21 protein-coding genes, 1 pseudogene and 1 other annotated feature are annotated in these 21,536 nt (G+C 46.6%); of the genes and pseudogenes, 10 read left to right on the top strand and 12 right to left on the bottom strand.

All coding sequences use genetic code 11. The features are described from left to right. Position 1 precedes the first annotated feature (1 nt). Together OGX95_RS01780 and OGX95_RS01775 are read left to right on the top strand one after the other, a co-directional pair. Entirely contained in the window at positions 2 to 1,132 is a 1,131-nt protein-coding gene (locus OGX95_RS01780; protein ID WP_286628109.1) for a glycosyltransferase family 4 protein, read from the top strand. A gap of 42 nt (positions 1,133 to 1,174) precedes the next feature. Continuing rightward, positions 1,175 to 3,130 (top strand): DUF7024 domain-containing protein, encoded by a 1,956-nt coding sequence (locus OGX95_RS01775; RefSeq protein WP_286628108.1) that lies wholly within the window; start codon positions 1,175 to 1,177, stop codon positions 3,128 to 3,130. A 70-nt stretch (positions 3,131 to 3,200) separates the two neighbouring features. Here the strand turns inward: OGX95_RS01775 and OGX95_RS01770 are convergent, their stop codons facing one another. From OGX95_RS01770 to OGX95_RS01760, 3 genes are read right to left on the bottom strand one after another with little or no spacing between them, the layout of a single operon-like run. Beyond that, positions 3,201 to 4,163 (bottom strand): NAD-dependent epimerase/dehydratase family protein, encoded by a 963-nt coding sequence (locus tag OGX95_RS01770; protein WP_286628107.1) that lies wholly within the window; start codon positions 4,161 to 4,163, stop codon positions 3,201 to 3,203. Beyond that, complete coding sequence (locus OGX95_RS01765; protein WP_116360230.1) at positions 4,163 to 4,537, bottom strand: SMR family transporter; 375 nt, start codon at positions 4,535 to 4,537, stop codon at positions 4,163 to 4,165. Before OGX95_RS01765 ends, OGX95_RS01770 begins: the two co-directional genes overlap by 1 nt. Positions 4,538 to 4,550: 13 nt before the next feature. Next, a complete protein-coding gene (locus OGX95_RS01760; RefSeq protein WP_286628106.1) occupies positions 4,551 to 6,002 on the bottom strand; it encodes a UbiA family prenyltransferase in 1,452 nt (483 codons plus the stop codon). Positions 6,003 to 6,247: 245 nt separating this feature from the next. Here OGX95_RS01760 and gnd point away from each other — a divergent pair, with 245 nt between their 5' ends. Together gnd and ugd are read left to right on the top strand one after the other, a co-directional pair. Then, complete coding sequence (gnd, locus tag OGX95_RS01755) at positions 6,248 to 7,654, top strand: NADP-dependent phosphogluconate dehydrogenase (protein WP_040231903.1); 1,407 nt, start codon at positions 6,248 to 6,250, stop codon at positions 7,652 to 7,654. A 235-nt stretch (positions 7,655 to 7,889) separates the two neighbouring features. Then, positions 7,890 to 9,056, top strand: a complete 1,167-nt coding sequence (gene ugd / locus OGX95_RS01750; RefSeq protein WP_286628105.1) for a UDP-glucose 6-dehydrogenase — start codon at positions 7,890 to 7,892, stop codon at positions 9,054 to 9,056. Positions 9,057 to 9,102: 46 nt separating this feature from the next. Here ugd and hisIE read toward each other — a convergent pair whose 3' ends face one another. The 9 genes from hisIE to hisL form a co-directional block, all read right to left on the bottom strand. Further along, positions 9,103 to 9,714: a bifunctional phosphoribosyl-AMP cyclohydrolase/phosphoribosyl-ATP diphosphatase HisIE gene (hisIE, locus tag OGX95_RS01745; RefSeq protein WP_048212023.1), complete on the bottom strand. Its 612-nt coding sequence runs from the start codon at positions 9,712 to 9,714 to the stop codon at positions 9,103 to 9,105. After that, positions 9,708 to 10,484, bottom strand: a complete 777-nt coding sequence (gene hisF / locus OGX95_RS01740) for an imidazole glycerol phosphate synthase subunit HisF (RefSeq protein WP_040231909.1) — start codon at positions 10,482 to 10,484, stop codon at positions 9,708 to 9,710. Before hisF ends, hisIE begins: the two co-directional genes overlap by 7 nt. Further along, positions 10,466 to 11,203, bottom strand: a complete 738-nt coding sequence (hisA, locus tag OGX95_RS01735; protein WP_286628104.1) for a 1-(5-phosphoribosyl)-5-[(5-phosphoribosylamino)methylideneamino]imidazole-4-carboxamide isomerase — start codon at positions 11,201 to 11,203, stop codon at positions 10,466 to 10,468. Before hisA ends, hisF begins: the two co-directional genes overlap by 19 nt. Then, positions 11,203 to 11,793 carry an imidazole glycerol phosphate synthase subunit HisH gene (hisH, locus tag OGX95_RS01730; RefSeq protein ID WP_005128083.1) on the bottom strand — a complete coding sequence of 197 codons (591 nt, stop codon included), beginning with the start codon at positions 11,791 to 11,793 and terminating at the stop codon, positions 11,203 to 11,205. The genes hisA and hisH overlap by 1 nt, the downstream gene beginning before the upstream one ends. Next, complete coding sequence (gene hisB, locus OGX95_RS01725; RefSeq protein WP_286628103.1) at positions 11,793 to 12,860, bottom strand: bifunctional histidinol-phosphatase/imidazoleglycerol-phosphate dehydratase HisB; 1,068 nt, start codon at positions 12,858 to 12,860, stop codon at positions 11,793 to 11,795. The genes hisH and hisB overlap by 1 nt, the downstream gene beginning before the upstream one ends. Further along, positions 12,857 to 13,936 carry a histidinol-phosphate transaminase gene (hisC, locus tag OGX95_RS01720; RefSeq protein ID WP_286628102.1) on the bottom strand — a complete coding sequence of 360 codons (1,080 nt, stop codon included), beginning with the start codon at positions 13,934 to 13,936 and terminating at the stop codon, positions 12,857 to 12,859. The genes hisB and hisC overlap by 4 nt, the downstream gene beginning before the upstream one ends. Next, positions 13,933 to 15,237, bottom strand: a complete 1,305-nt coding sequence (hisD, locus tag OGX95_RS01715) for a histidinol dehydrogenase (protein ID WP_286628101.1) — start codon at positions 15,235 to 15,237, stop codon at positions 13,933 to 13,935. The genes hisC and hisD overlap by 4 nt, the downstream gene beginning before the upstream one ends. Positions 15,238 to 15,335: 98 nt before the next feature. Next, positions 15,336 to 16,235 carry an ATP phosphoribosyltransferase gene (hisG, locus tag OGX95_RS01710; protein WP_286628100.1) on the bottom strand — a complete coding sequence of 300 codons (900 nt, stop codon included), beginning with the start codon at positions 16,233 to 16,235 and terminating at the stop codon, positions 15,336 to 15,338. A 46-nt stretch (positions 16,236 to 16,281) separates the two neighbouring features. Continuing rightward, positions 16,282 to 16,404, bottom strand: a sequence feature (His leader region). Then, complete coding sequence (gene hisL / locus OGX95_RS01705) at positions 16,380 to 16,427, bottom strand: his operon leader peptide (protein ID WP_100250077.1); 48 nt, start codon at positions 16,425 to 16,427, stop codon at positions 16,380 to 16,382. It overlaps the preceding feature by 25 nt. Before the next feature lie 174 nt (positions 16,428 to 16,601). Between hisL and OGX95_RS01700 the strand changes: the two genes are divergently transcribed. The 6 genes and pseudogenes from OGX95_RS01700 (at position 16,602) to tsuB (ending at position 21,508) form a co-directional block, all read left to right on the top strand. After that, on the top strand, positions 16,602 to 17,426 hold the full coding sequence (locus OGX95_RS01700; protein ID WP_286628099.1) for an SDR family oxidoreductase: 825 nt from the start codon (positions 16,602 to 16,604) through the stop codon (positions 17,424 to 17,426). Between the two features lie 41 nt (positions 17,427 to 17,467). Continuing rightward, a pseudogene (locus OGX95_RS01695) lies at positions 17,468 to 18,452 on the top strand (LysR substrate-binding domain-containing protein). A 162-nt stretch (positions 18,453 to 18,614) separates the two neighbouring features. Beyond that, positions 18,615 to 18,677, top strand: coding sequence for a membrane protein YoeI (gene yoeI, locus OGX95_RS22920; protein ID WP_101741514.1), 63 nt, complete (start codon positions 18,615 to 18,617; stop codon positions 18,675 to 18,677). Continuing rightward, positions 18,667 to 20,028 carry a putrescine/proton symporter PlaP gene (plaP, locus tag OGX95_RS01690; RefSeq protein WP_048218046.1) on the top strand — a complete coding sequence of 454 codons (1,362 nt, stop codon included), beginning with the start codon at positions 18,667 to 18,669 and terminating at the stop codon, positions 20,026 to 20,028. Before yoeI ends, plaP begins: the two co-directional genes overlap by 11 nt. Positions 20,029 to 20,205: 177 nt before the next feature. Then, positions 20,206 to 21,264, top strand: coding sequence for a thiosulfate utilization transporter TsuA/YeeE (tsuA, locus tag OGX95_RS01685; protein WP_286628098.1), 1,059 nt, complete (start codon positions 20,206 to 20,208; stop codon positions 21,262 to 21,264). Between the two features lie 16 nt (positions 21,265 to 21,280). Then, a complete protein-coding gene (tsuB, locus tag OGX95_RS01680; protein WP_200005963.1) occupies positions 21,281 to 21,508 on the top strand; it encodes a thiosulfate utilization sulfurtransferase TsuB/YeeD in 228 nt (75 codons plus the stop codon). Positions 21,509 to 21,536 lie beyond the last annotated feature (28 nt).

The following is a 21,536-nucleotide window of genomic DNA, read 5'->3' as shown; positions in this document are numbered from 1 at the left end:
AATGTTGAAAGTACTGCATTTTTATAAGACATACTATCCAGATACTTTTGGTGGCATCGAGCAAGTTATCTACCAGCTAAGTGAGTCTGGGGCTGAATATGATGTTGAATCAACCGTACTTTCTCTAAGTAAACGCGGAGATATTGATAATCAAAAAATTGGTAAGCAGCGTGTCTTCTACGCAAAAACTAATTTTGAAATAGCCTCAACACCATTCTCTCTATCTTGCATTAAGAAATTTAAAGAATTAGCAAAGCAAGCAGACATTATCCATTACCATTATCCATTCCCCTTTATGGATATGCTGCATTTTTTATGCCGAATCAATAAACCAACAATTGTTAGCTATCATTCTGATATTGTTAAACAGAAGTTTTTTTCTCGGTTATATTCGCCTCTAATGAATCAGTTTCTCAAATCAGTTGATTGTATTGTTGCTGCTTCTCCAAACTATGTAAAAACCAGTGTTGTATTACAAAAGTTTGAATCCAAGGTAAAAGTTATACCTTATGGTTTAAATGAGAAATCTTATCCAGGTATCAGTAACGAAAAACTCAAATTTTGGCGAGACAGGTTTGACGGAGGTTTTTTCCTGTTCATTGGTGCATTTCGCTATTATAAAGGGTTACACACTCTTCTGGAAGCGGCACACACTACTTCGTTACCCGTAGTTATTGTTGGTGGCGGAGGGATCGAAAGTGATATAAAGGCGAAAGCAGAAGAGCTTAATCTTACTAATGTGCATTTTGTTGGCTCATTACCCGATGAAGACAAGGCTGCATTACTAAAACTATGTACCGCTATTGTTTTTCCTTCACATCTTAGATCGGAAGCCTTTGGTATTACTTTACTTGAAGGTGCAATGTATGGAAAGCCTCTCATTTCATGTGAAATAGGTACAGGTACAAGTTTTATTAACCTTGATGGCTACTCTGGATTTGTTATTCCACCTAACGACCCCGTGAGATTAAGGCAGGTAATGCAAGAACTATACTCGAATCCTGAATTGGCTGAGCGATATGGCTCAAATGCTTATGCTAGATTTAAAGATGTATTTACATCGGGAAAAATGCTAACTGATTATAGCGCTGTCTATAGAGAGCTGTATTCCGCATATAAAAAAAATCATTAATAACTATTCTCATAAAATATTTTAAATTTCTAAGGTTGAATAATGGTCAATAGATTTAGTTCTCTATTGTTTATTGGATTGTCTATTGTTCTACTTGTTATCGGACTAACAAGTAAGCCAGTACAACTTGGCGATGGACATGAGTATTCACTCACAACAAAAGCATTTTTAAATAACTTATCACCAAATATTACTGCAAATGAAGTTACGGATAGGCTAAATGATATTAGGAGTTTCGAGTCAGCAGGGTATATTCCAGAGTACCTGGAAAAAATTAGAATAGGGTTGGAAAATGGTGAAAATAATGCGGGTGCTGTAGGTATATATAAATCTAAAAATAATGAATACTATGGGTATCACTTTTGGTTCTATCCACTATTGACTGCTGTTACTGAAAAAACAATATCTATATTAGATATTAATCCTCTTAAATCCTTTCAAGTAACGAATGTAATACTTCTAATATGCACTTTATTCATTTTGATGAATAATGAAAAAAGCAATCCCGTTGCACAATTGCTTTTTTTATCTGGTGGGGTCATATTTTATCTTAAATGGTCGCATCCAGAAGTAATGATATATTCGATGTTGTTTCTTGCATTTTATTTTTTAATGAAATGTAGACCGTTAACCTCGGCATTGTTTATATCATTAGCATCAATTCAAGTTGTGTCATTATCATTATTGTTCATCGTTATACCTATTTATCTTACCTTGGTAAGTCATAAAAACATATTTTCCGTTATATTCGATTTGTTAAGGAAGTGGCAAATATGGATTTGTGGACTTATTTCTATAAGTTCAATTATATTTTACTATGTAAAATTTAACCAGTTTAGTTTGATAGGAAGTCAGGCCAGCAGTATTTCAAATGTTAACTTCGGACATTTCATTTCATACTACTTTGACTTAGATCAGGGGCTATGGGTTGGAGCTCCATGGTTAGTGATTTTTGTTATTTTTCTATGTTTTAGATTTGAAAAAACAATTATTAGAGATTTCTTTTTTAGCCTTTTGTTTTCAGTTGTAATTTGTATACCGCTTTTAGCAAATAACAATATGAACTCAGGGCAGAATGTCTTTCAACGATATGCCTTGTATTCTATCGCGCCTATTATTGCATGGTCTTGCGCTTACTCTGCTGTAATTTTGAACACAATATACAAGAAAGTGATAATCATACTATTAGCGTTCATGTATATAATATTTAGCAATGGATATGAAACGGATGCGAATTATTTGGCTCATAAACCGTGGACAGCATATCTGCTAGAAAATTATCCTGAGATGTATAACCCAGAACCTCAGATATTTATATTGAGAACATTCCCTTATAATATGTGGTCTGGAAAAGGGCAAGGCTCTTATGCTTATGAAAACCAAGATGGTATAGTCACCAAAATAATATTTAAGGATAAAAATGAGCATGCATTTAGTGATAATTGTAAGGCGGGATATAAAGATTTAACGACTCATCAACCTATTAGTATTGATAAAGCATCTGCACCAAAATACGGATGGCGCTATATTACAGGTGCGATGTATTGCGATGACTTTGCTCCAGTGTACAAAGGTGCTAAATATATTCAAGAAGCATCTAATGTCATCGACTTCAGAAAGAATGGTCTTCCCAATTTTGTGACTGGACTCTCTGGTCTAAGTCATGAAGAAGGTTGGGGGAGATGGAGTGAAGGAAGTAATGTTAAATTAAATTTAGATCTTAAGTTAAATAAAGAAACTACTTTCTATGCAGAGCTTTTTCCCTTCGGGCCTAATGCAGGTGAGCCTATTGTTTTAACTATAAATAATGAGTCACATGTAATGGAACCGGTTGAAGGTAAGGGAAATGTATTTTATGCGAAATTTAACTCCATTGAAGAAAAACAAAATACAGCTATCACTGTCAATGTTTCGAAACCAACGTCTCCAGCAGAATTAGGTGTCAGTTCTGATAAAAGGAAAATTGGGCTGGGATTGATTCAATTTTATTGGCAGTAAAGTTAGTTAAATATAATTTTGACAAATCATTAGAGGATAGGATCTAGTAGATCCTATCCTTTTTTTATGCTTACTTTCTTATAAATGAATCGTATGCTTCACTCATTGCCACGATATCCGACTTTGTTGTTGACCACCCAAGAGTTTCATATGTCAGTGTTGTGTCAAGTAGTACATCTTTATCGGCTATACCAAACTGCTCGGGGTACAGTAAGGTTAATCCTATCTTGTCCATTGTGGCTAAAACTGGTTTCAATAGCGTGGCAGGGATAGGCAATAGTACAGACTTAGATTTTGCATGTTTAATCACACCATAGAGTAACTCTTTTGTAGTTGGTGGTGTTGCAGAGCCTAAGTTAAAATTCATGTTCGGACAATTCTTATCAACGGCGAGTTCTGCTGCTAGAGCGCAATCCTCGACACTCACCATTTGGTAACGATTATTTCCGTTACCAATCATTGGAACGGGTACTCCATGTTGAATGAGTTTAAATAATTTCCCCAGTATACCTAAACGACCCGGACCAGTGATTAAGCGAGGGCGGAATATCGTCGCATCAATAGAATGTTCACCACGGATGATTTTCTCGGCTAATATTTTACTATTACCATAAGGCCCGAGGGGATTTTGTGGATGATCTGGCGGCACAGGACAGACGGTAGGGATGCCGTAAGTCATATCGGTTGAAAAGAATACGAGTTTATGGCAGCCAGTATTTTTCATTTCATTCACGACAGCTTTTGTCCCGCATACGTTCACTTCATTAAACCATTCTTCACGGGATTTTTTGGGGACAGCATCGGCAAATTGTCTTGCGGCAAGATGATAAACAACATCATCTTCTTTTAAATGCAATTTTTTTAATGTATCGCTATCTGTTACATCACCATGGACAAAATGAACTTTTTTTCGTAGTGCCACATTAGGTTGCTCACGGATATCGATATTGACAACTTCTTGCCCTTTATCAAGTAATCGTTTTGTGAGAACACTTCCTGTAAAACCACTTCCGCCAGTAATAATATGACGCATTATGCACTCCTAGAGATAAATACAATTCCGACGCAAATTAGAGACAAGCCAATGAGTCTCATTGTGTTTATGTCTTCTTTCAGGAAAAAATAGCCAATTACTGCAGTAATAACATATCCAACAGATAGTAGAGGATATGCCAAGCTAACCTCAACTTTGCCAAGGACTGCCATCCACAAACCAATGCTGAGTACATAACAACTCATACCAGCAATAAACCATGGATTCATGAGAAGTTGAATTGCAAAACCTAAATAGCCTGCAATAGCATCTGGAAGCGGTGCTATAGTGAGCATCGTCTTACGCAGGGCCACTTGGGCAAGGGCATTTAGGGATACACTTGTTAATGCAAGTAGTAAAACAAGTAAACTCATAATTCATCACACCTTAGTAATAGCTTGCAATTATAAAACTTAAGATAGCCGCAGCACCTAATAAAATACTTGTCCTATCCTTGATCGCGAAAATCACAGGATCATCCGTTAATACTTTCCTATGGCTAAGAAACCATATTCTCATTACCCAAAAAAATACGCATATTGGTTCAAGCAGTAGCCATTCAGGAGCACTGTAATTTATCTGCACCATTGCTTCCTGAGTCAGGAAAAGCAGCATGATTAAAATTGAACAGATCGCGCTACTTATACCAAAGGCTAAAGTTAATGGCCAGTCTTGATGAGTGTAACCACGACCACCAATTTTGTTAGTCATTGTTTGATCAGATTTGAGAATCTCAACATGTCGTTTTGCCAGAGCCAGTGAGAAAAATAGCAAGGCTGAGAATGAATTCAGCCATGGAGATAGGGGGAGATCATTCAACACCGACCCCATGATTATTCTTAATGTAAAAAGAGCGCCGATGATTGAAACATCTAACATTGGAACTCTTTTTAGTTTGAATGAGTAGCAAAGCGTTAACATTACATAAATTAAAATACAGTATGTTAAACCTACTGATAAATTTATTGATATAATTCCGCCGATTAAAAATAGTATCAACGCACCAAGGATTCCTTGGAATGTGGAAATATTTCCAGATGCAAGAGGTCTGTTTCTTTTTGTCTTATGTCGACGATCGGCTTCAAGGTCTGCAAGATCGTTAATAATATAGGTTGCGGAGGCAATTAAGCCGAATGCAACAAATGCCAATGTAGTTTTTGCAATAACGTTCGCATCATTTGCGATATGTGCCAGAAATATTGGGATAAAAATCAGTATATTTTTAGCCCACTGATGTAATCTAAGTTGTTTTATCCATTGTTTGAAAATACTCACCTTAGCATCTTCAAAAGCAAGGCATGGGATTTCACTTTTTATATCTTTCTTAAATTTATTCCCATTTCCTACAAGAATAACACCTTTAGACTCGTTCCAGATTGTAATATCAGCTTTATGGTCACCTGCATAAATAAAACCCTGCGGGAATCTATCTTTTAGCCATGCTAATTTATTGACTCCTTTTAAATTCAATTGGTTATCTGAGCCTTTTACATCATCAAAGATTCTCAGATACTCATTTATAGAGTCTGCAATTTTTTGGTTAGAGGCTGTAACAAGATGGATTTCTCTTCCTTTGCGTTTTTCTGTTTTTAAATAATCTATTAGATTATGTCTGTAACAGAATGAGTCTGCATTTTGCGTTACAGTTTCTGTAACGAAGCGTTTAAAAGATGTTTTTCCATCAAATAAGGCTTTAGTTAAGCCAATTATTTTAATTGGTTTTTTGAATAATATTGACACAATGCCTTCATGCAGTGTGTCAGTTTTAGACAGCGTGCCGTCTAAATCAACAACAAGAGGTACATTTATGTCGATAGCATCAAATGGCTTGGTGGACATTTACATTCCTTGGCTAAGCAGAATCTACACCGATTCTCAATCTAAAAGTATCGAAAACATTATTAACTGATTATTTTATACAAACTTAGTTATATTTTAAAGAAAAAGATAGTCCCTGAGCCAGAGTTTAACCAACAGTGCTTGTTGAGATCCGGTTATGGCTTCGATGCAGGGTTTTGCGATAGTATGTTAGAAATTATGCGAGTAACGCATCTGCTCGTTAGATCACCTGACAGGAGTACATAATGTCTAAGCAACAAATCGGCGTCGTTGGTATGGCTGTGATGGGGCGCAACCTGGCGCTCAACATCGAAAGTCGTGGTTATACCGTGTCCGTTTTCAACCGCTCACGTGAAAAAACGGAAGAGGTTATCGCCGAGAACCCGGGGAAAAAACTGGTTCCTTACTATACGGTAAAAGAGTTTGTTGAATCCCTTGAAACACCTCGTCGTATCCTGTTAATGGTGAAAGCGGGGGCTGGCACTGATGCTGCTATCGACTCCCTGAAACCTTATCTGGATAAAGGTGACATCATCATTGATGGCGGTAATACGTTCTTCCAGGACACTATCCGTCGTAACCGTGAGCTCTCCGCTGAAGGTTTTAACTTCATCGGAACCGGCGTCTCTGGTGGTGAAGAAGGTGCGCTGAAAGGTCCATCCATTATGCCGGGTGGCCAGAAAGAAGCTTATGAACTGGTAGCGCCAATTCTGACCAAAATCGCAGCGGTTGCTGAAGATGGTGAGCCGTGTGTGACGTATATTGGTGCCGACGGTGCAGGTCACTACGTGAAGATGGTGCACAACGGCATTGAATACGGTGACATGCAACTGATTGCCGAAGCCTATTCATTGTTGAAAGGTGGTCTGAACCTGAGCAACGAAGAACTGGCCAGCACCTTTACCGAGTGGAATAACGGTGAGCTGAGTAGCTATCTGATCGACATCACTAAAGATATCTTCACCAAAAAAGATGAAGATGGTAAATATTTGGTGGATTTCATTCTGGATGAAGCGGCGAACAAAGGTACCGGTAAGTGGACCAGCCAAAGCTCTCTGGATCTTGGTGAGCCGCTGTCTCTGATCACTGAATCTGTGTTTGCACGTTACATCTCTTCGCTGAAAGATCAGCGTGTTGCTGCCTCTAAAGTCCTGTCTGGACCTAAAGCTCAGCTTGCGGGTGATAAGGCAGAATTTATTGAGAAAGTACGTCGTGCACTGTACCTCGGTAAGATCGTTTCTTATGCTCAGGGCTTCTCACAGCTGCGTGCCGCATCCGACGAGCATAACTGGGATCTTAATTACGGCGAGATTGCAAAAATCTTCCGTGCGGGTTGTATTATTCGCGCGCAGTTCCTGCAGAAAATCACTGATGCCTACGCTAAAAATCCTGGTATCGCGAACCTGCTGCTCGACCCGTACTTCAAGAACATTGCCGATGAATACCAACAGGCACTGCGTGATGTCGTAGCCTATGCCGTGCAGAATGGTATCCCGGTACCGACATTCTCTGCTGCTGTCGCTTATTACGACAGTTATCGTGCAGAAGTATTGCCCGCAAACCTGATTCAGGCCCAGCGTGATTACTTCGGTGCGCATACCTACAAACGTACTGATAAAGAAGGTGTTTTCCATACCGAATGGATGGAATAAGTCTTCTGATAGTCACTGGCCCGGTTCTCTAACCGGGCTTTTTTTTATCTTAAATCTGATTGATTTGCGTTGATTGCTTAATCTTTACTTAATATTTCTGGCGTACTCTGATAAAGAAAATCTGAATTGTTTTAACCTTCGTTGACACAATATTCAACAAAACGTTAAAACATTATTCTCTTATCAGGATGTACAACATCATGATTAAATATTAAGTTAATACTGAGAGCATGAAATGAAAATTACCATTTCTGGTACCGGATATGTTGGCCTGTCAAATGGTCTTCTTATCGCCCAACATCATCAGGTCATTGCTCTGGACATTGTCCCTTCACGTGTCGAGATGCTAAATAATCGGATATCTCCGATAGTCGATAAAGAAATTGAACAGTATCTACAATCAAGCGATATAAATTTCAAAGCCACGCTGGACAAGTACGACGCCTACCAGAATACAGATTTTGTTATTATTGCAACGCCTACAGATTACGACCCGAAAACAAACTATTTTGATACCTCCAGCGTTGAATCAGTTATCAGAGATGTGATTGCAATAAATCCTGATGCGCTCATGGTGATTAAATCAACAGTGCCCGTTGGTTTTACGCAGACTATGCGCCAGAAGTTTAACTCGGATAATATTATCTTTTCTCCTGAGTTCCTGCGTGAAGGAAAGGCACTGTATGATAACTTATACCCATCACGAATTGTTGTCGGTGAACGGTCTGCCCGTGCTGAGCGTTTTGCTGCCTTGTTACAGGAAGGGGCAATAAAGCAGGATATCCCAGTGTTGTTCACTGATTCTACCGAAGCTGAAGCCATTAAGCTTTTTGCAAATACCTATCTGGCAATGCGTGTTGCCTATTTTAACGAACTTGATAGCTATGCAGAAAGTCTGGGGCTTAATGCACGACAGATCATTGAAGGGGTTTGTCTGGACCCACGTATTGGTAACCATTACAACAACCCTTCATTCGGTTATGGTGGATACTGTCTGCCAAAAGACACGAAGCAATTACTCGCCAACTATCAATCTGTACCTAATAATATTATTTCAGCCATCGTTGATGCTAACCGTACACGAAAAGATTTTATTGCTGATGCTATTCTTTCGCGTAAACCCAAAGTTGTCGGTATCTATCGCCTGATTATGAAAAGCGGCTCGGATAATTTCAGGGCATCGTCTATTCAGGGCATCATGAAACGTATTAAAGCGAAAGGTATCCCGGTCATCATTTATGAACCGGTAATAGCAGAAGAGAGCTTTTTCCATTCACGGGTTGAACGTGATTTGGCTAAATTTAAAAGTGAGGCCGATGTGATTATCTCAAATCGGATGGCTGAAGAACTTCAGGATGTCGCTGATAAAGTGTATACCCGCGATTTATTCGGTAACGATTAAAGGTACTGCAGAATAAAGATACCGGCATGATGCCGGTATCAGTCTATTACTGATGACGTTTACGTAAATTCTCAATCACCGTCGTTAGATCAAGATCCTGGTCCTGCAGCAGAACCAGCAGGTGATACATCAGATCCGATGCCTCATTGGTCAACTCGAAACGATCATGCACGGTTGCGGCCAGTGCTGTCTCAACACCTTCCTCTCCAACTTTCTGGGCAATTCGCTTCGTACCGCTGGCGTATAATTTTGCGGTATAGGAGCTGGCGGGATCTGCCGTTTTGCGCTCAGCCAGGAGTTGTTCCAGTTGATACAGGAACAACCATTGGTGGCTGGACTCACCAAAACAGCTGCTGGTTCCTTTGTGACAGGTTGGCCCAATAGGGTTAACCAGCGCCAGCAGGGTGTCGTTGTCGCAATCAGCGGAAATGCTGACGACATTAAGAAAATTGCCAGAGGTTTCACCTTTGGTCCACAGGCGCTGTTTAGTACGCGAGAAAAAGGTAACTTTCCCGCTTTCGATTGTTTTATCCAGCGCTTCCGGGTTCATATACCCGAGCATCAACACTTCACCGGAAACTGCATGCTGCACAACGACTGGCATCATCCCATCGGTTTTTTCCCAGTCCAGTTCGCGGCATTGTTGCTTGGTTAACATATCCTGATCTCCACGCCCTGTGTTGCCAGGTACGCTTTTAATTCGCCAATATTGATAATTTGCTTGTGGAAGACAGAGGCGGCAAGCGCGCCATCGACATCCGCATCCCTGAAGGCTTCGAGAAAGTGCTCCATCGTTCCGGCACCGCCTGAGGCGATCAGCGGAACGTGGCAAACTTCGCGCACTTTTTTCAATTGCTCAAGATCGTAGCCGTTACGCACGCCGTCCTGGTTCATCATATTAAGAACGATTTCACCGGCGCCCAGTTTTTGCACCTCTGTTACCCAGTCGATCGTTTCCCACTGTGTAACGCGCGTACGGTTTTCATCTCCGGTGTACTGATTGACGTGATACTTCCCGGTTTGTGCATCATGCCAGGTGTCGATACCCACCACGATGCACTGCACGCCAAAGCGATCCGCCAGGCGGGTAATCAACGTTGGGTCAGCCAGAGCAGGGGAGTTGATAGAAATTTTATCTGCGCCGAAAGACAGTATCTTTGCGGCATCCTCTGGTGATTTAATCCCACCGGCGACGCAGAACGGAATGTCGATTACTTCTGCCACGCGTGATACCCAGCTTTTGTCCACCACGCGACCATCGCTCGATGCGGTGATATCGTAAAAAACCAGCTCATCTGCGCCTTCATCGGCATAGCGTTTTGCCAATGGAACGATATCGCCAATAATCTCGTGATTGCGGAACTGAACACCTTTGACAACCTGCCCGTCACGAACATCAAGGCAAGGGATTATGCGTTTTGCCAGCATTGGATGGCCTCCTCAACGGTGAATTTACCTTCCAGCAAAGCACGACCCACAATGACGCCGCCAACACCGCTTCCGCGCAGGGCGGCGACATCGTCAATCCCACCAATCCCGCCGGATGACTGAAATGCCACCTGGGGGTATTTCGCACACACTTCTTCGTACAGTGCAACGTTTGAGCCAGCCAACGTGCCGTCGCGGGAGATATCGGTGCACAGCACATGCTTTAGGCCAACGGGTAAATAGGTTTCAACCAGTTCTTCCAGAGAAACGCCGGAGTCTTCCTGCCAGCCGCTTACCGCAACCTGTTTTTTCCCGTGCTCGTCAATCCGCACATCCAGCGCCAGAACCAGCGCGTCAGCGCCAAAACGCGTGAACCAGGTTTTAACACGTTCGGGCGATTTTACCGCCGTCGAGCCGACAACCACACGTGCAACGCCCGCATCCAGCAGCGCGGCGACGTCTTCTTCAGTACGTACGCCACCCCCTACCTGCATCGGTACGTTTACGCCAGCCACCAGTGTTTTAATCAGCGGTATTTGCCGTTTCTGCGGATCTTTTGCACCGGTCAGATCCACCAGGTGCAGTACCTTTGCGCCTTGTGCGGCATAGCTTTGTAAACGGGGCAGGGGATCGTTACCGTAATCACGCTGCGTTGCGTAATCGCCCTGATGAAGACGCACAACCGTGCCGTCGATTAAATCTAATGCCGGAATAATCATTACATCTCCAGAAAGTTTTTCAGCAACTTCGCACCAGCGGCACCTGAACGCTCCGGGTGGAACTGCACGCCAAAGAAATTATCCTTTTGTACCGCTGCGGTGAAGGGCTCACCGTAGTTGCATTGCGCAATAGTCCATGGGTTCACCGGCATGGCGTAGCTGTGTACAAAATAGAAATACGCCCCATCCTCAATGCCCTGGAAAAGGCGGTTTCCGGCCTGTGGATAGACACGGTTCCAGCCCATATGCGGCAACGGTAGACCAAAATCGGTCATTTTGGGTACGTCCTGATCAATAATCCCCAGTAGGGAGACACCGTTGCTTTCTTCACTGCGCCGACCAAGCAGCTGCATACCTAAGCAAATCCCCAGTACAGGTTGTGTGCAGGCTTTAATCAGTTCAATCAGCTCACGCTCGTGTAGCTGATCCATTGCCGCCTGTGCGGTACCCACACCAGGCAGAAACAGTTTATCGGCACGCAGCACAACATCCGCATCGCGGCTAACTACCGGATCATAACCGTGGCGTGCGACGGCGGATTTCACCGAGTTCAGGTTGGCACAGCCGGTGTCGAGGATCACCACGTTCATCACAGCACTCCTTTTGAAGAAGGAAGCGTGTCGCCTTCTACGCGAATAGCCTGGCGCAGCGTGCGGCCAAAGGCTTTGAACAGACTTTCCACGCGGTGGTGGTCATTTTTACCTTTGGTTTTAAGGTGTAATGTGACACCCATGGTGTAAGAGAGCGAACGGAAGAAGTGTTCGATCATCTCCGTACTCAGATCGCCGACGCGCTGGTAGGTAAACTCAGCCCGGTACTCCAGGTGTGGACGCCCGGAGATATCCAGGGCGCAGCGTGCCAGGCACTCGTCCATCGGCAGCACAAAACCAAAACGGTTGATGCCTCGTTTATCGCCCAGTGCCAGTTTTAAGGCTTCGCCCAGAGCCAGCCCGGTATCCTCAACGGTGTGGTGATCGTCAATATACAGATCGCCTTTGACGGCTATCTCCATGCGAAAACCACCGTGGGTCGAGATTTGATCCAGCATGTGGTCAAAGAAGCCGACGCCGGTATTAATTTTGCTGCGGCCTTCGCGGTCCAGCCAGACTTTAACGTCAATCTGCGTTTCTTTTGTATTACGTTCAACGTGGGCGTAACGATCCCGTTTGGTTAGCTGCTCACCGATCATTGCCCAGTTCAGCGTGTCGCGGTGATAGCGTAACCCGGTGATGCCCATATTTTCCGCCAGTTGAATGTCGGTTGCGCGATCGCCGATCACGTAGCTGTTCCCGGTATCCAGCGCCTGTTCAATCAGATATTGCTCGACCAGCTTCACTTTGGGTTTACGACAATCACATGCGTCTGCCGGCAGGTGCGGACAGATCAGTACTTCATCGAATATGACACCCTGCGAGGTGAAAATTTGCATCATCAGGTTGTGCGGACCGTCAAAATCTGCCTGTGGGAAGCTCTGTGTTCCCAGTCCATCCTGGTTGGTGATCATCACCAGCTTAAAACCTGCTTTTTGTAGTTTTAGCAGGACCGGGACCACCTCCGGCTCAAAGGCAAGCTTGTCGAAGCGATCAACCTGAAAGTCACTGGGCGGCTCGGAAATCAGGGTTCCATCACGGTCAATAAAAAGATACTTCTGGCTCATACTTGCTCCGCACGTAAGGCGTCAATGACGCGCTGGCTCTCTTCACGGGTTCCGACAGTAATACGCAGGCAGCCGCTCAATGAAGGTTGTTTGTTCTGGTCTCTTAAGATAATGCCCTGATCCCACAAAGATTTAAATACGCTGCTTGATGCTGTGAAGCGCGCCAGAACATAGTTGGTTTCAGAGTCGAAAACCTGTTCTACACAGCGGATGGTTTTCAGGCTATCAACCAGGTACTGACGCTCTTGCAGAATCTGCGCCACGCGCTCGCGCATGGCGGAAATGCCTTGCGGTGTTAGTGCCTGAGCGGCGATATCTGCCACCGGTGTAGAGAGCGGGTAAGGGGCAATCACTTTCAACAACAAGTTGATAACGTCTTCATTAGCTAGCGTAAATCCGCAGCGCAAACCGGCAAGGGCAAACGCTTTAGACAGAGTGCGCAATACCACCAGGTTTGGGTATTCCGATAGCCAGCCCGCCAGTGTAGCCTGCGGGCAAAACTCGATATACGCTTCATCGGCGACCACGATGGCTTTACCCTGCGTCATTTCAAGCAGTGAACGCAGATCCTGCGGGTTAATCAACTGGCCTGTCGGGTTATTGGGACTGCAAACGTAAACCACTTTCACGCCATCAAGCTTGTCAGCGATGCCTTGTAAATCCAGTTGCCAGTCGGCAAGTGTCGGTACGGTGCGACATTCAACGCCAATGGTTTCTGCACTGACGCTATACATGCCATAGGTCGGCGGGCAGTAGAGAATCGCATCTTTACCCGGCTCGCAAAAAGCACGTACCAGCAATTCGATACCTTCATCAGCACCGCGGCTGACCAGTACCTGCTCTGGCTTAACGCCGGCATACTGCGCATAGTTCTCGATTACTGCCTTCGGCTGACACTCCGGATAACGGTTCAGTGTTTGCTGAGTCAGCAGGAATTCAACGGCAGTGGGGAACTCATTGGCATTGAGCCAGACGTCGCCATTTCCACCCAGACGGCGGGCAGATTGATACGGTGTTAGCTCCCGGACATTTTTACGGGCTAAATCAGTAACGCTGAGAATGTTGTCAGTGCTCATGCTTGCTCCTTCAGGGCGTTAACGCGCAGGGTAACGGCATTTTTGTGGGCTGTCAGTCGTTCAGCGGCGGCCAGCGTTTCGATGGTTGCGGCCAGGGCAGAGAAACCTTGCGGCGATAATTCCTGTACGGTCATCCGCTTCTGGAAATCGGCCAGTCCAAGACTTGAGCAGGTTGCGGTATAGCCGTAGGTAGGCAGCACGTGGTTAGTCCCGGAGGCATAGTCACCGGCAGATTCCGGTGACCAGTCACCGAGAAAGACAGAGCCCGCACTGGTGATGTCATCGACAAGTTCGCGAGCATTGCGGGTCTGAATGATCAGGTGCTCCGGACCGTACGCATTAGAAATCGCTACGCATTGCGCGAGAGAGCGGGTGACAATCAGACGACTGGCGCTTAACGCCTGCCGCGCGGTTTCAGCGCGTGGCAGCGCTGCAAGCTGGCGTTCTACTGCTTCAGCGACCTGGCTGGCCATACCGGCATCTGGCGTCAGCAGGATCACTTGAGAGTCGGGGCCGTGTTCGGCCTGCGAGAGTAAATCAGAGGCAACGAAATCCGGCGTGGCACCGCTGTCGGCAATCACCAGCACTTCAGACGGGCCTGCTGGCATATCGATGGCGGCACCGTCCAGACGCTGACTAACCTGACGCTTGGCTTCGGTCACAAAGGCATTACCGGGGCCGAAAATTTTGTCCACTTTCGGTACGGATTCGCTGCCAAATGCCAGCGCGGCAATAGCTTGCGCACCCCCGACGTTAAACACGTCCTGTACGCCGCAGAGCTGTGCGGCATACAGAATTTCATCGGCGATAGGTGGGGGAGAGCACAACACCACTTTTTTACAGCCAGCAATGCGGGCCGGGGTGGCGAGCATTAACACGGTTGAGAAGAGTGGTGCGGAGCCCCCGGGAATATACAGTCCAACAGAATTTACCGGGCGGGTAACCTGCTGGCAGCGTACACCGGGCTGCGTTTCAATATCGACTACCGGCAGTTGTTGGGCGTTATGAAACGTTTCGATGTTTTTCACGGCGACTGCCATGGCCTGTTTAAGGTCATTGCCAAGACGTGCGCCGGCGGCGGCGATCTCTTCAGCACTGACTTTCAGCGCACTCACGTTAGTTTTATCAAACTTTGCGCTGTATTCACGTAGCGCTGTGTCACCGCGCGACTTTACGTTATGCAGAATTTCGCTTACGGTACGGGTGATGCTATCTGAAGCCGAGATTGCCGGGCGCATCAGTAATTCACTTTGCTGCTCTTCAGTACAGCTATTCCAGTCGATGATGGTATTAAAGCTCATAATCGTCTTCCTTTTTTTACCGGATGGCTCGTTGTTTATCCGGCCTACGGGTCTTGTAGGCCCGGCAAGCGAAACGTCACCGGGCAGCATAAGTAGAATTACTCCATCATCTTCTCAATAGGCAGCACCAGGATGGAGCTGGCACCAAGCGCTTTCAGTTTTTCCATCGTTTCCCAGAACAGGGTTTCGCTGCTAACCATATGCATTGCCACGCGCTGCTGATCGCCGGCCAGTGGCAAAATCGTTGGGCGTTCAGCGCCTGGCAGCAAGGCGATAACGTCGTCCAGACGTTCACTTGGCGCGTGCATCATGATGTATTTAGATTCGCGAGCCTGAATAACCCCCTGAATTCGGGTCAGCAGCTTATCAATCAGTTGTTGCTTCGCTGACGCCATTTCTCCGTCACGCTGAATCAGGCAGGCTTTGGAGCGGTAAATGACTTCCACTTCACGCAGGCCGTTGGCTTCAAGCGTTGCACCAGTGGAGACCAGATCGCAGATTGCATCTGCAAGTCCCGCACGGGGAGCAACTTCGACAGACCCGTTTAACAAACAGGATTTGAACGAAACCCCTTTCTGGTCGAGATAGCGTTTGAGCAGGTGCGGATAAGAGGTGGCGATACGTTTGCCGTTCAGTGCAGATGGACCGTCCCAGGCTTCGTCAACCGGAGTCGCCAGCGAAAGACGACAGCCGCCAAAGTCCAGACGACGTAACGTAAAGTAACGAGGATCTTCACCCTGCGCCCGGCGGTTAAGCAGTTCTTCTTCCAGCACGTTTTCACCGATGATGCCGAGATCAACGACGCCATCCATGACCAGACCCGGAATATCGTCATCGCGTACGCGGAGAATATCGATAGGCATATTCTCTGCCATCGCAATCAGGCGCTGGGTGTGAAGATTAATTTTAATGCCACAGCGGGCCAGCAATTCGCGTGAGTCATCGCTTAAACGGCCTGATTTCTGCATAGCTATGCGTAAGCGGGTGTTGTCTAACATTCTTTATTCCTCGTTATCCTGTCTGAATCGGTTTGGGTCACGCACAAAAAAAAAGCCCCCGGAAGAAATCTTCCGGGGGCTTTCTCATACGCTCATGCACCGCTGGAAGATTTAAATGTCTCCCAGCACACATCGCCTGAAAGACTAGTCAGGATGATGGTGATGATGGTGTTTAAATTGAGCGCGTGTCATAAATTTTCTCGATGAATGTTTATTCATGTGATGTCTTTTAACCTAAACCACTTTAGCCACGGAAAGCAAGGGCTTTTTTTGATCATTAATTCATTTCATATTGATACTATAAATTGTCAGCCACCGTGGGCTGGCGTAGCCTTGGGTTATAGGCCAAAAGTCAGGAGAAAAGGCATGAAAAAGGTCGCAATTGTCGGATTAGGTTGGTTAGGCATGCCGTTAGCCATGTCTCTGGCGGCCAGGGGCTGGCAGGTTACCGGCAGCAAAACCACATTGGATGGGGTGGAAGCGGCCCGAATGAGCGGTATTGAAAGCTACTCGCTGCGTCTGGAGCCTGAACTGGTCTGTGAACCTGACGATCTCGATGCGCTAATGGATGCGGATGCGCTGGTCATCACCCTGCCTGCACGCCGTAGTGGCCCGGGCGAGACGTTTTATTTGCAGGCAATGCAGGAACTGGTCGACAGTGCGCTGGCGTATCGTATTCCACGGATTATTTTTACCAGCTCCACCTCGGTTTATGGTGATGTGCAGGGGACGGTGAAAGAGGGCACACCACGCAATCCGGTCACGGCAAGTGGTCGTGTCCTGAAAGAACTTGAAGACTGGCTGCACAATCTGCCAGGAACGTCGGTGGATATTCTGCGCCTGGCAGGCCTGGTGGGACCGGGCAGACATCCAGGTCGCTTCTTTGCGGGTAAAACAGCACCTGATGGACAGCATGGCGTCAATCTGGTGCATCTGGATGATGTGGTTTCTGCTATCTCGTTGCTACTACAAGCGCCTAAAGGGGGACACATCTATAATATATGTGCGCCTATGCACCCGGCGCGCAATGTGTTCTACCCTCAGATGGCTCGTCTGTTGGGCATGGAACCACCGGATTTCCGGGACGGAGTGGATAACGGTAAAGGTAAAGTCATTGATGGCAACCGAATTTGTAATGAGCTTGGGTTTGAGTACCAGTATCCCGATCCGCTGGTGATGCCGATGGAGTGACAGATCAGCAGAGTGTCGCTGTATACCGCCAGGGGGCGAGTATGAAACCACTGCTGGATGTACTGATCATTCTTGATGCGTTAGAGAAAGAGGGGAGTTTCGCGGCGGCGTCAGCAAAATTGTTTAAGACGCCGTCAGCGCTGAGTTATACCGTCCATAAACTGGAAAGCGATCTTAATATTCAGTTGTTGGATCGCAGTGGGCACCGGGCCAAATTTACCCGTACTGGACAAATGCTGCTGGAAAAGGGACGCGAGGTATTACATACCGTGCGCGAACTTGAAAAGCAGGCCATCAAACTGCATGAAGGCTGGGAGAATGAACTGGTTATCGGCGTAGACGATACCTTTCCCTTTTCTCTTCTTGCCCCACTCATCGAATCTTTCTATCAACACCACAGCGTAACGCGTCTTAAATTTATCAATGGCGTACTGGGCGGTTCCTGGGATGCCCTGATTCAGGGCCGGGCCGATATCATTGTGGGTGCCATGCGTGATCCACCAACAGCGAGTGACTTTGGTTTTGCGCGCATGGGCGTGCTTGAACAGGCTTTTGTTGTTGCCCCCCATCATCCATTGGCGCAGGAGCCGGAACCGTTGAGTCGTAGAACGATCAAACGTTTTCGCGCCATTGTGGTCGGCGATAATGCGCATCCCACGAACGTATCAGCTTCTCAGCTTCTTGACGATCAGGAAGCCATCACCGTTTTTGACTTCAAAACCAAACTGGAACTGCAGATAAGTGGCCTGGGATGTGGTTATATTCCGCGCTATCTGGCACAACGATTTCTGGACAGTGGGGCACTGATTGAGAAGAAAGTTGTCGCGCAAATTCTGTTTGAACCCGTGTGGATTGGCTGGAACGAGCAGACCGCAGGATTAGCCAGTGCATGGTGGCGGGATGAAATTTTAGCAAATAGTGCTATCGCGGGTGTCTATGTAAAAACGGTTGTCGATAAATCAATCAGTTAGGAAAAAATATTTTTTGACAAGGCTCTCATTCTCTTGTCATTTCGCCCTAATTTAGTGCACAATGCGCCGCTTGCAAAAAATGAGATTAACCGACGTTTTAATACGCGTCGGTTATTTTTTTGCATCAAACCAATCATTCATAAAAGAGGCCGGGCTTCGTACCGGATAGATACTTACTTAAAAATCGACAGTTGTTGTCGCTGAGGATTAACAAAAAATGGGGCAATTTTTTGCTTACGCGACGGTTTCCGCCGTAATGGAGGATAACCATGTCGCATAACGCTACTCCAAACACCTCTCGCGTGGAATTACGTAAAACGCTTACGCTGGTTCCGGTTGTCATGATGGGCCTTGCCTATATGCAGCCGATGACGCTGTTCGATACATTCGGTATCGTATCAGGAATGACCGATGGTCACGTCCCGACAGCTTACGCCTTTGCACTGATCGCCATCCTTTTTACCGCACTGAGCTACGGTAAACTGGTGCGTCGCTATCCGTCTGCAGGCTCTGCCTACACTTACGCCCAGAAATCCATTAGCCCGACCGTTGGCTTTATGGTGGGTTGGTCATCACTGCTGGACTACCTGTTCGCACCGATGATCAACATTCTGTTGGCGAAAATCTATTTTGAAGCCCTGGTGCCGTCGATACCGTCATGGATGTTCGTGGTAGCACTGGTGGCCTTTATGACTGCTTTTAACCTGCGCAGCCTCAAATCTGTCGCGAACTTCAACACTGTGATCGTGCTGTTGCAGGTCGTGTTGATTGCGGTGATCCTCGGCATGGTCGTTTATGGCGTCTTCGAAGGGGAAGGTGCGGGTACGCTGGTGAGCAGCCGTCCGTTCTGGTCAGGTGACGCGCACGTGATTCCAATGATCACGGGTGCTACTATTCTGTGCTTCTCGTTCACCGGTTTCGACGGTATCAGCAACCTCTCTGAAGAGACCAAGGATGCTGAGCGTGTGATCCCGCGTGCAATTTTCCTGACCGCACTGATCGGTGGCCTGATCTTTATTGTCTCCACCTATCTGTTGCAGCTGTACTTCCCGGATATCTCTCGCTTCAAGGACCCGGATGCTTCACAGCCTGAAATCATGCTGTACGTAGCTGGTAAGTTCTTCCAGGTCGGCGCGCTGATTTTCTCCACCATTACCGTACTGGCATCCGGTATGGCGGCACATGCAGGCGTAGCGCGTCTGATGTACGTGATGGGGCGTGACGGTGTATTCCCGAAAAGTTTCTTCGGCTATGTACACCCGAAATGGCGTACTCCGTCCATGAACATCATTCTGGTTGGTGCGATTGCTCTGCTGGCAATCAACTTCGACCTGGTGATGGCGACGGCGCTGATTAACTTTGGTGCACTGGTGGCGTTTACCTTCGTTAACCTGTCGGTAATCTCCCAGTTCTGGATCCGTGAGAAGCGTAACAAGACGCTGAAAGACCACTTCCAGTATCTGTTCCTGCCGATGTGCGGTGCGCTGACCGTGGGTGCGCTGTGGGTGAACCTGGAAGAGAGCTCTATGGTTCTGGGGCTGATCTGGGCCGGTATTGGTCTGATCTACCTGGCTTGTGTGACCAAGAGTTTCCGCAACCCGGTACCGCAGTACGATGAAGATATCGCGTAATCACCTCATCTGATATCGAAAAAACCGGAGACATGCTCTCCGGTTTTTTTATTCCTTTGTTTTATTTCCAGCCAGTATTAATAACTGTTAGTTCTAAATTAGAGAATTTGGTTATTGGTTCTGAACCAGCTAGTCATGAATAATTTCCTGACTAATATACTTCTGGCTAATTAATTTATGTTTTCAATGATGTTAAGCGGGCTCATCTGTGGCGCGCTGCTTGGCTTTGTCATGCAACGTGGGCGATTCTGTCTGACGGGCGGTTTTCGCGATATGTACATTGCGAAAAATAATCGTATGTTTTACGCACTACTGATAGCCATCTCTGTGCAAAGCGTGGGTGTCTTTGCGCTGATCCAGACGGGTGCGCTCACCTATGACGCCGGCACTTTCCCATGGCTGGGAACCGTTGTTGGTGGTTATGTTTTTGGTATCGGAATTGTTTATGCGGGCGGGTGTGCTACCGGAACCTGGTATCGTGCAGGAGAAGGACTTATTGGCAGTTGGATTGCGTTGTTTACCTACATGGTGATGAGTGCGGTGATGCGCTCTACGCATGCTAGTGGGCTGAATCAGGCGCTGAAAACCTACAGTACTGAACATAATTCCATTGCAGACACGTTGAACCTGTCCGTGTGGCCACTGATCGCTATTCTGCTGGCGGTTACATTGTGGGTGGTGGCGAAAGAGCTGAGAAAACCAAAATTGAAAGTCGCTACGCTACCGCCTCGTCGTACCGGCCTTGCGCATATTTTGTTTGAGAAGCGCTGGCACCCATTTGTTACTGCGGTTCTGATTGGGCTGATTGCGCTGTTGGCATGGCCGCTGAGCGAAGCAACCGGACGAATGTTTGGCCTGGGTATCACGTCACCAACCGCCAATATTTTGCAATTCCTAGTCGCAGGCGACAGTAAGTTTATTAACTGGGGAGTGTTCCTGGTGCTGGGCATTTTTCTCGGCTCTTTTATTGCTGCGAAAGCCAGTCGCGAATTTCGCGTTCGTGCAGCCGACGCCTCCACCACGCTGCGTAGCGGCTTTGGCGGTCTGTTAATGGGCTTTGGTGCCAGCATCGCGGGTGGCTGTTCGATTGGTAACGGTCTGGTTATGACGGCGATGATGACCTGGCAGGGATGGGTTGGCCTGGTCTTTATGATTCTCGGCGTCTGGACCGCGTCATGGATTGTGTATATCAGACCGCAGCGTAAGGCAAAACTAACCGCTGCTGCGGCAAATTAAGCGTAAGGATTTGATGATGGCAATTAAAAAACTGGATGTGGTCACACAGGTTTGTCCGTTTCCACTGATTGAAGCAAAAGCGGCACTGGCAGAAATGGCAAGTGGTGACGAACTGGTGATCGCGTTTGACTGTACTCAGGCAACCGAAGCGATCCCGCAATGGGCCGCAGAAGAAGGGCATGTGATTACTGATTATCAACAGGTGGGGGACGCCGCCTGGAGCATTACGGTGCAGAAAGCGTAAACACGATCCCTCCGCCGTCTGGCGGAGG

Origin of the sequence: Citrobacter sp. Cu233 (genome assembly GCF_030332225.1) — a bacterium.
Taxonomy (GTDB): Bacteria; Pseudomonadota; Gammaproteobacteria; order Enterobacterales; family Enterobacteriaceae; genus Citrobacter.
The sequence above is the reverse complement of the archived record's forward strand: the minus strand, read 5'-3'. Positions and strand labels throughout refer to the sequence as shown.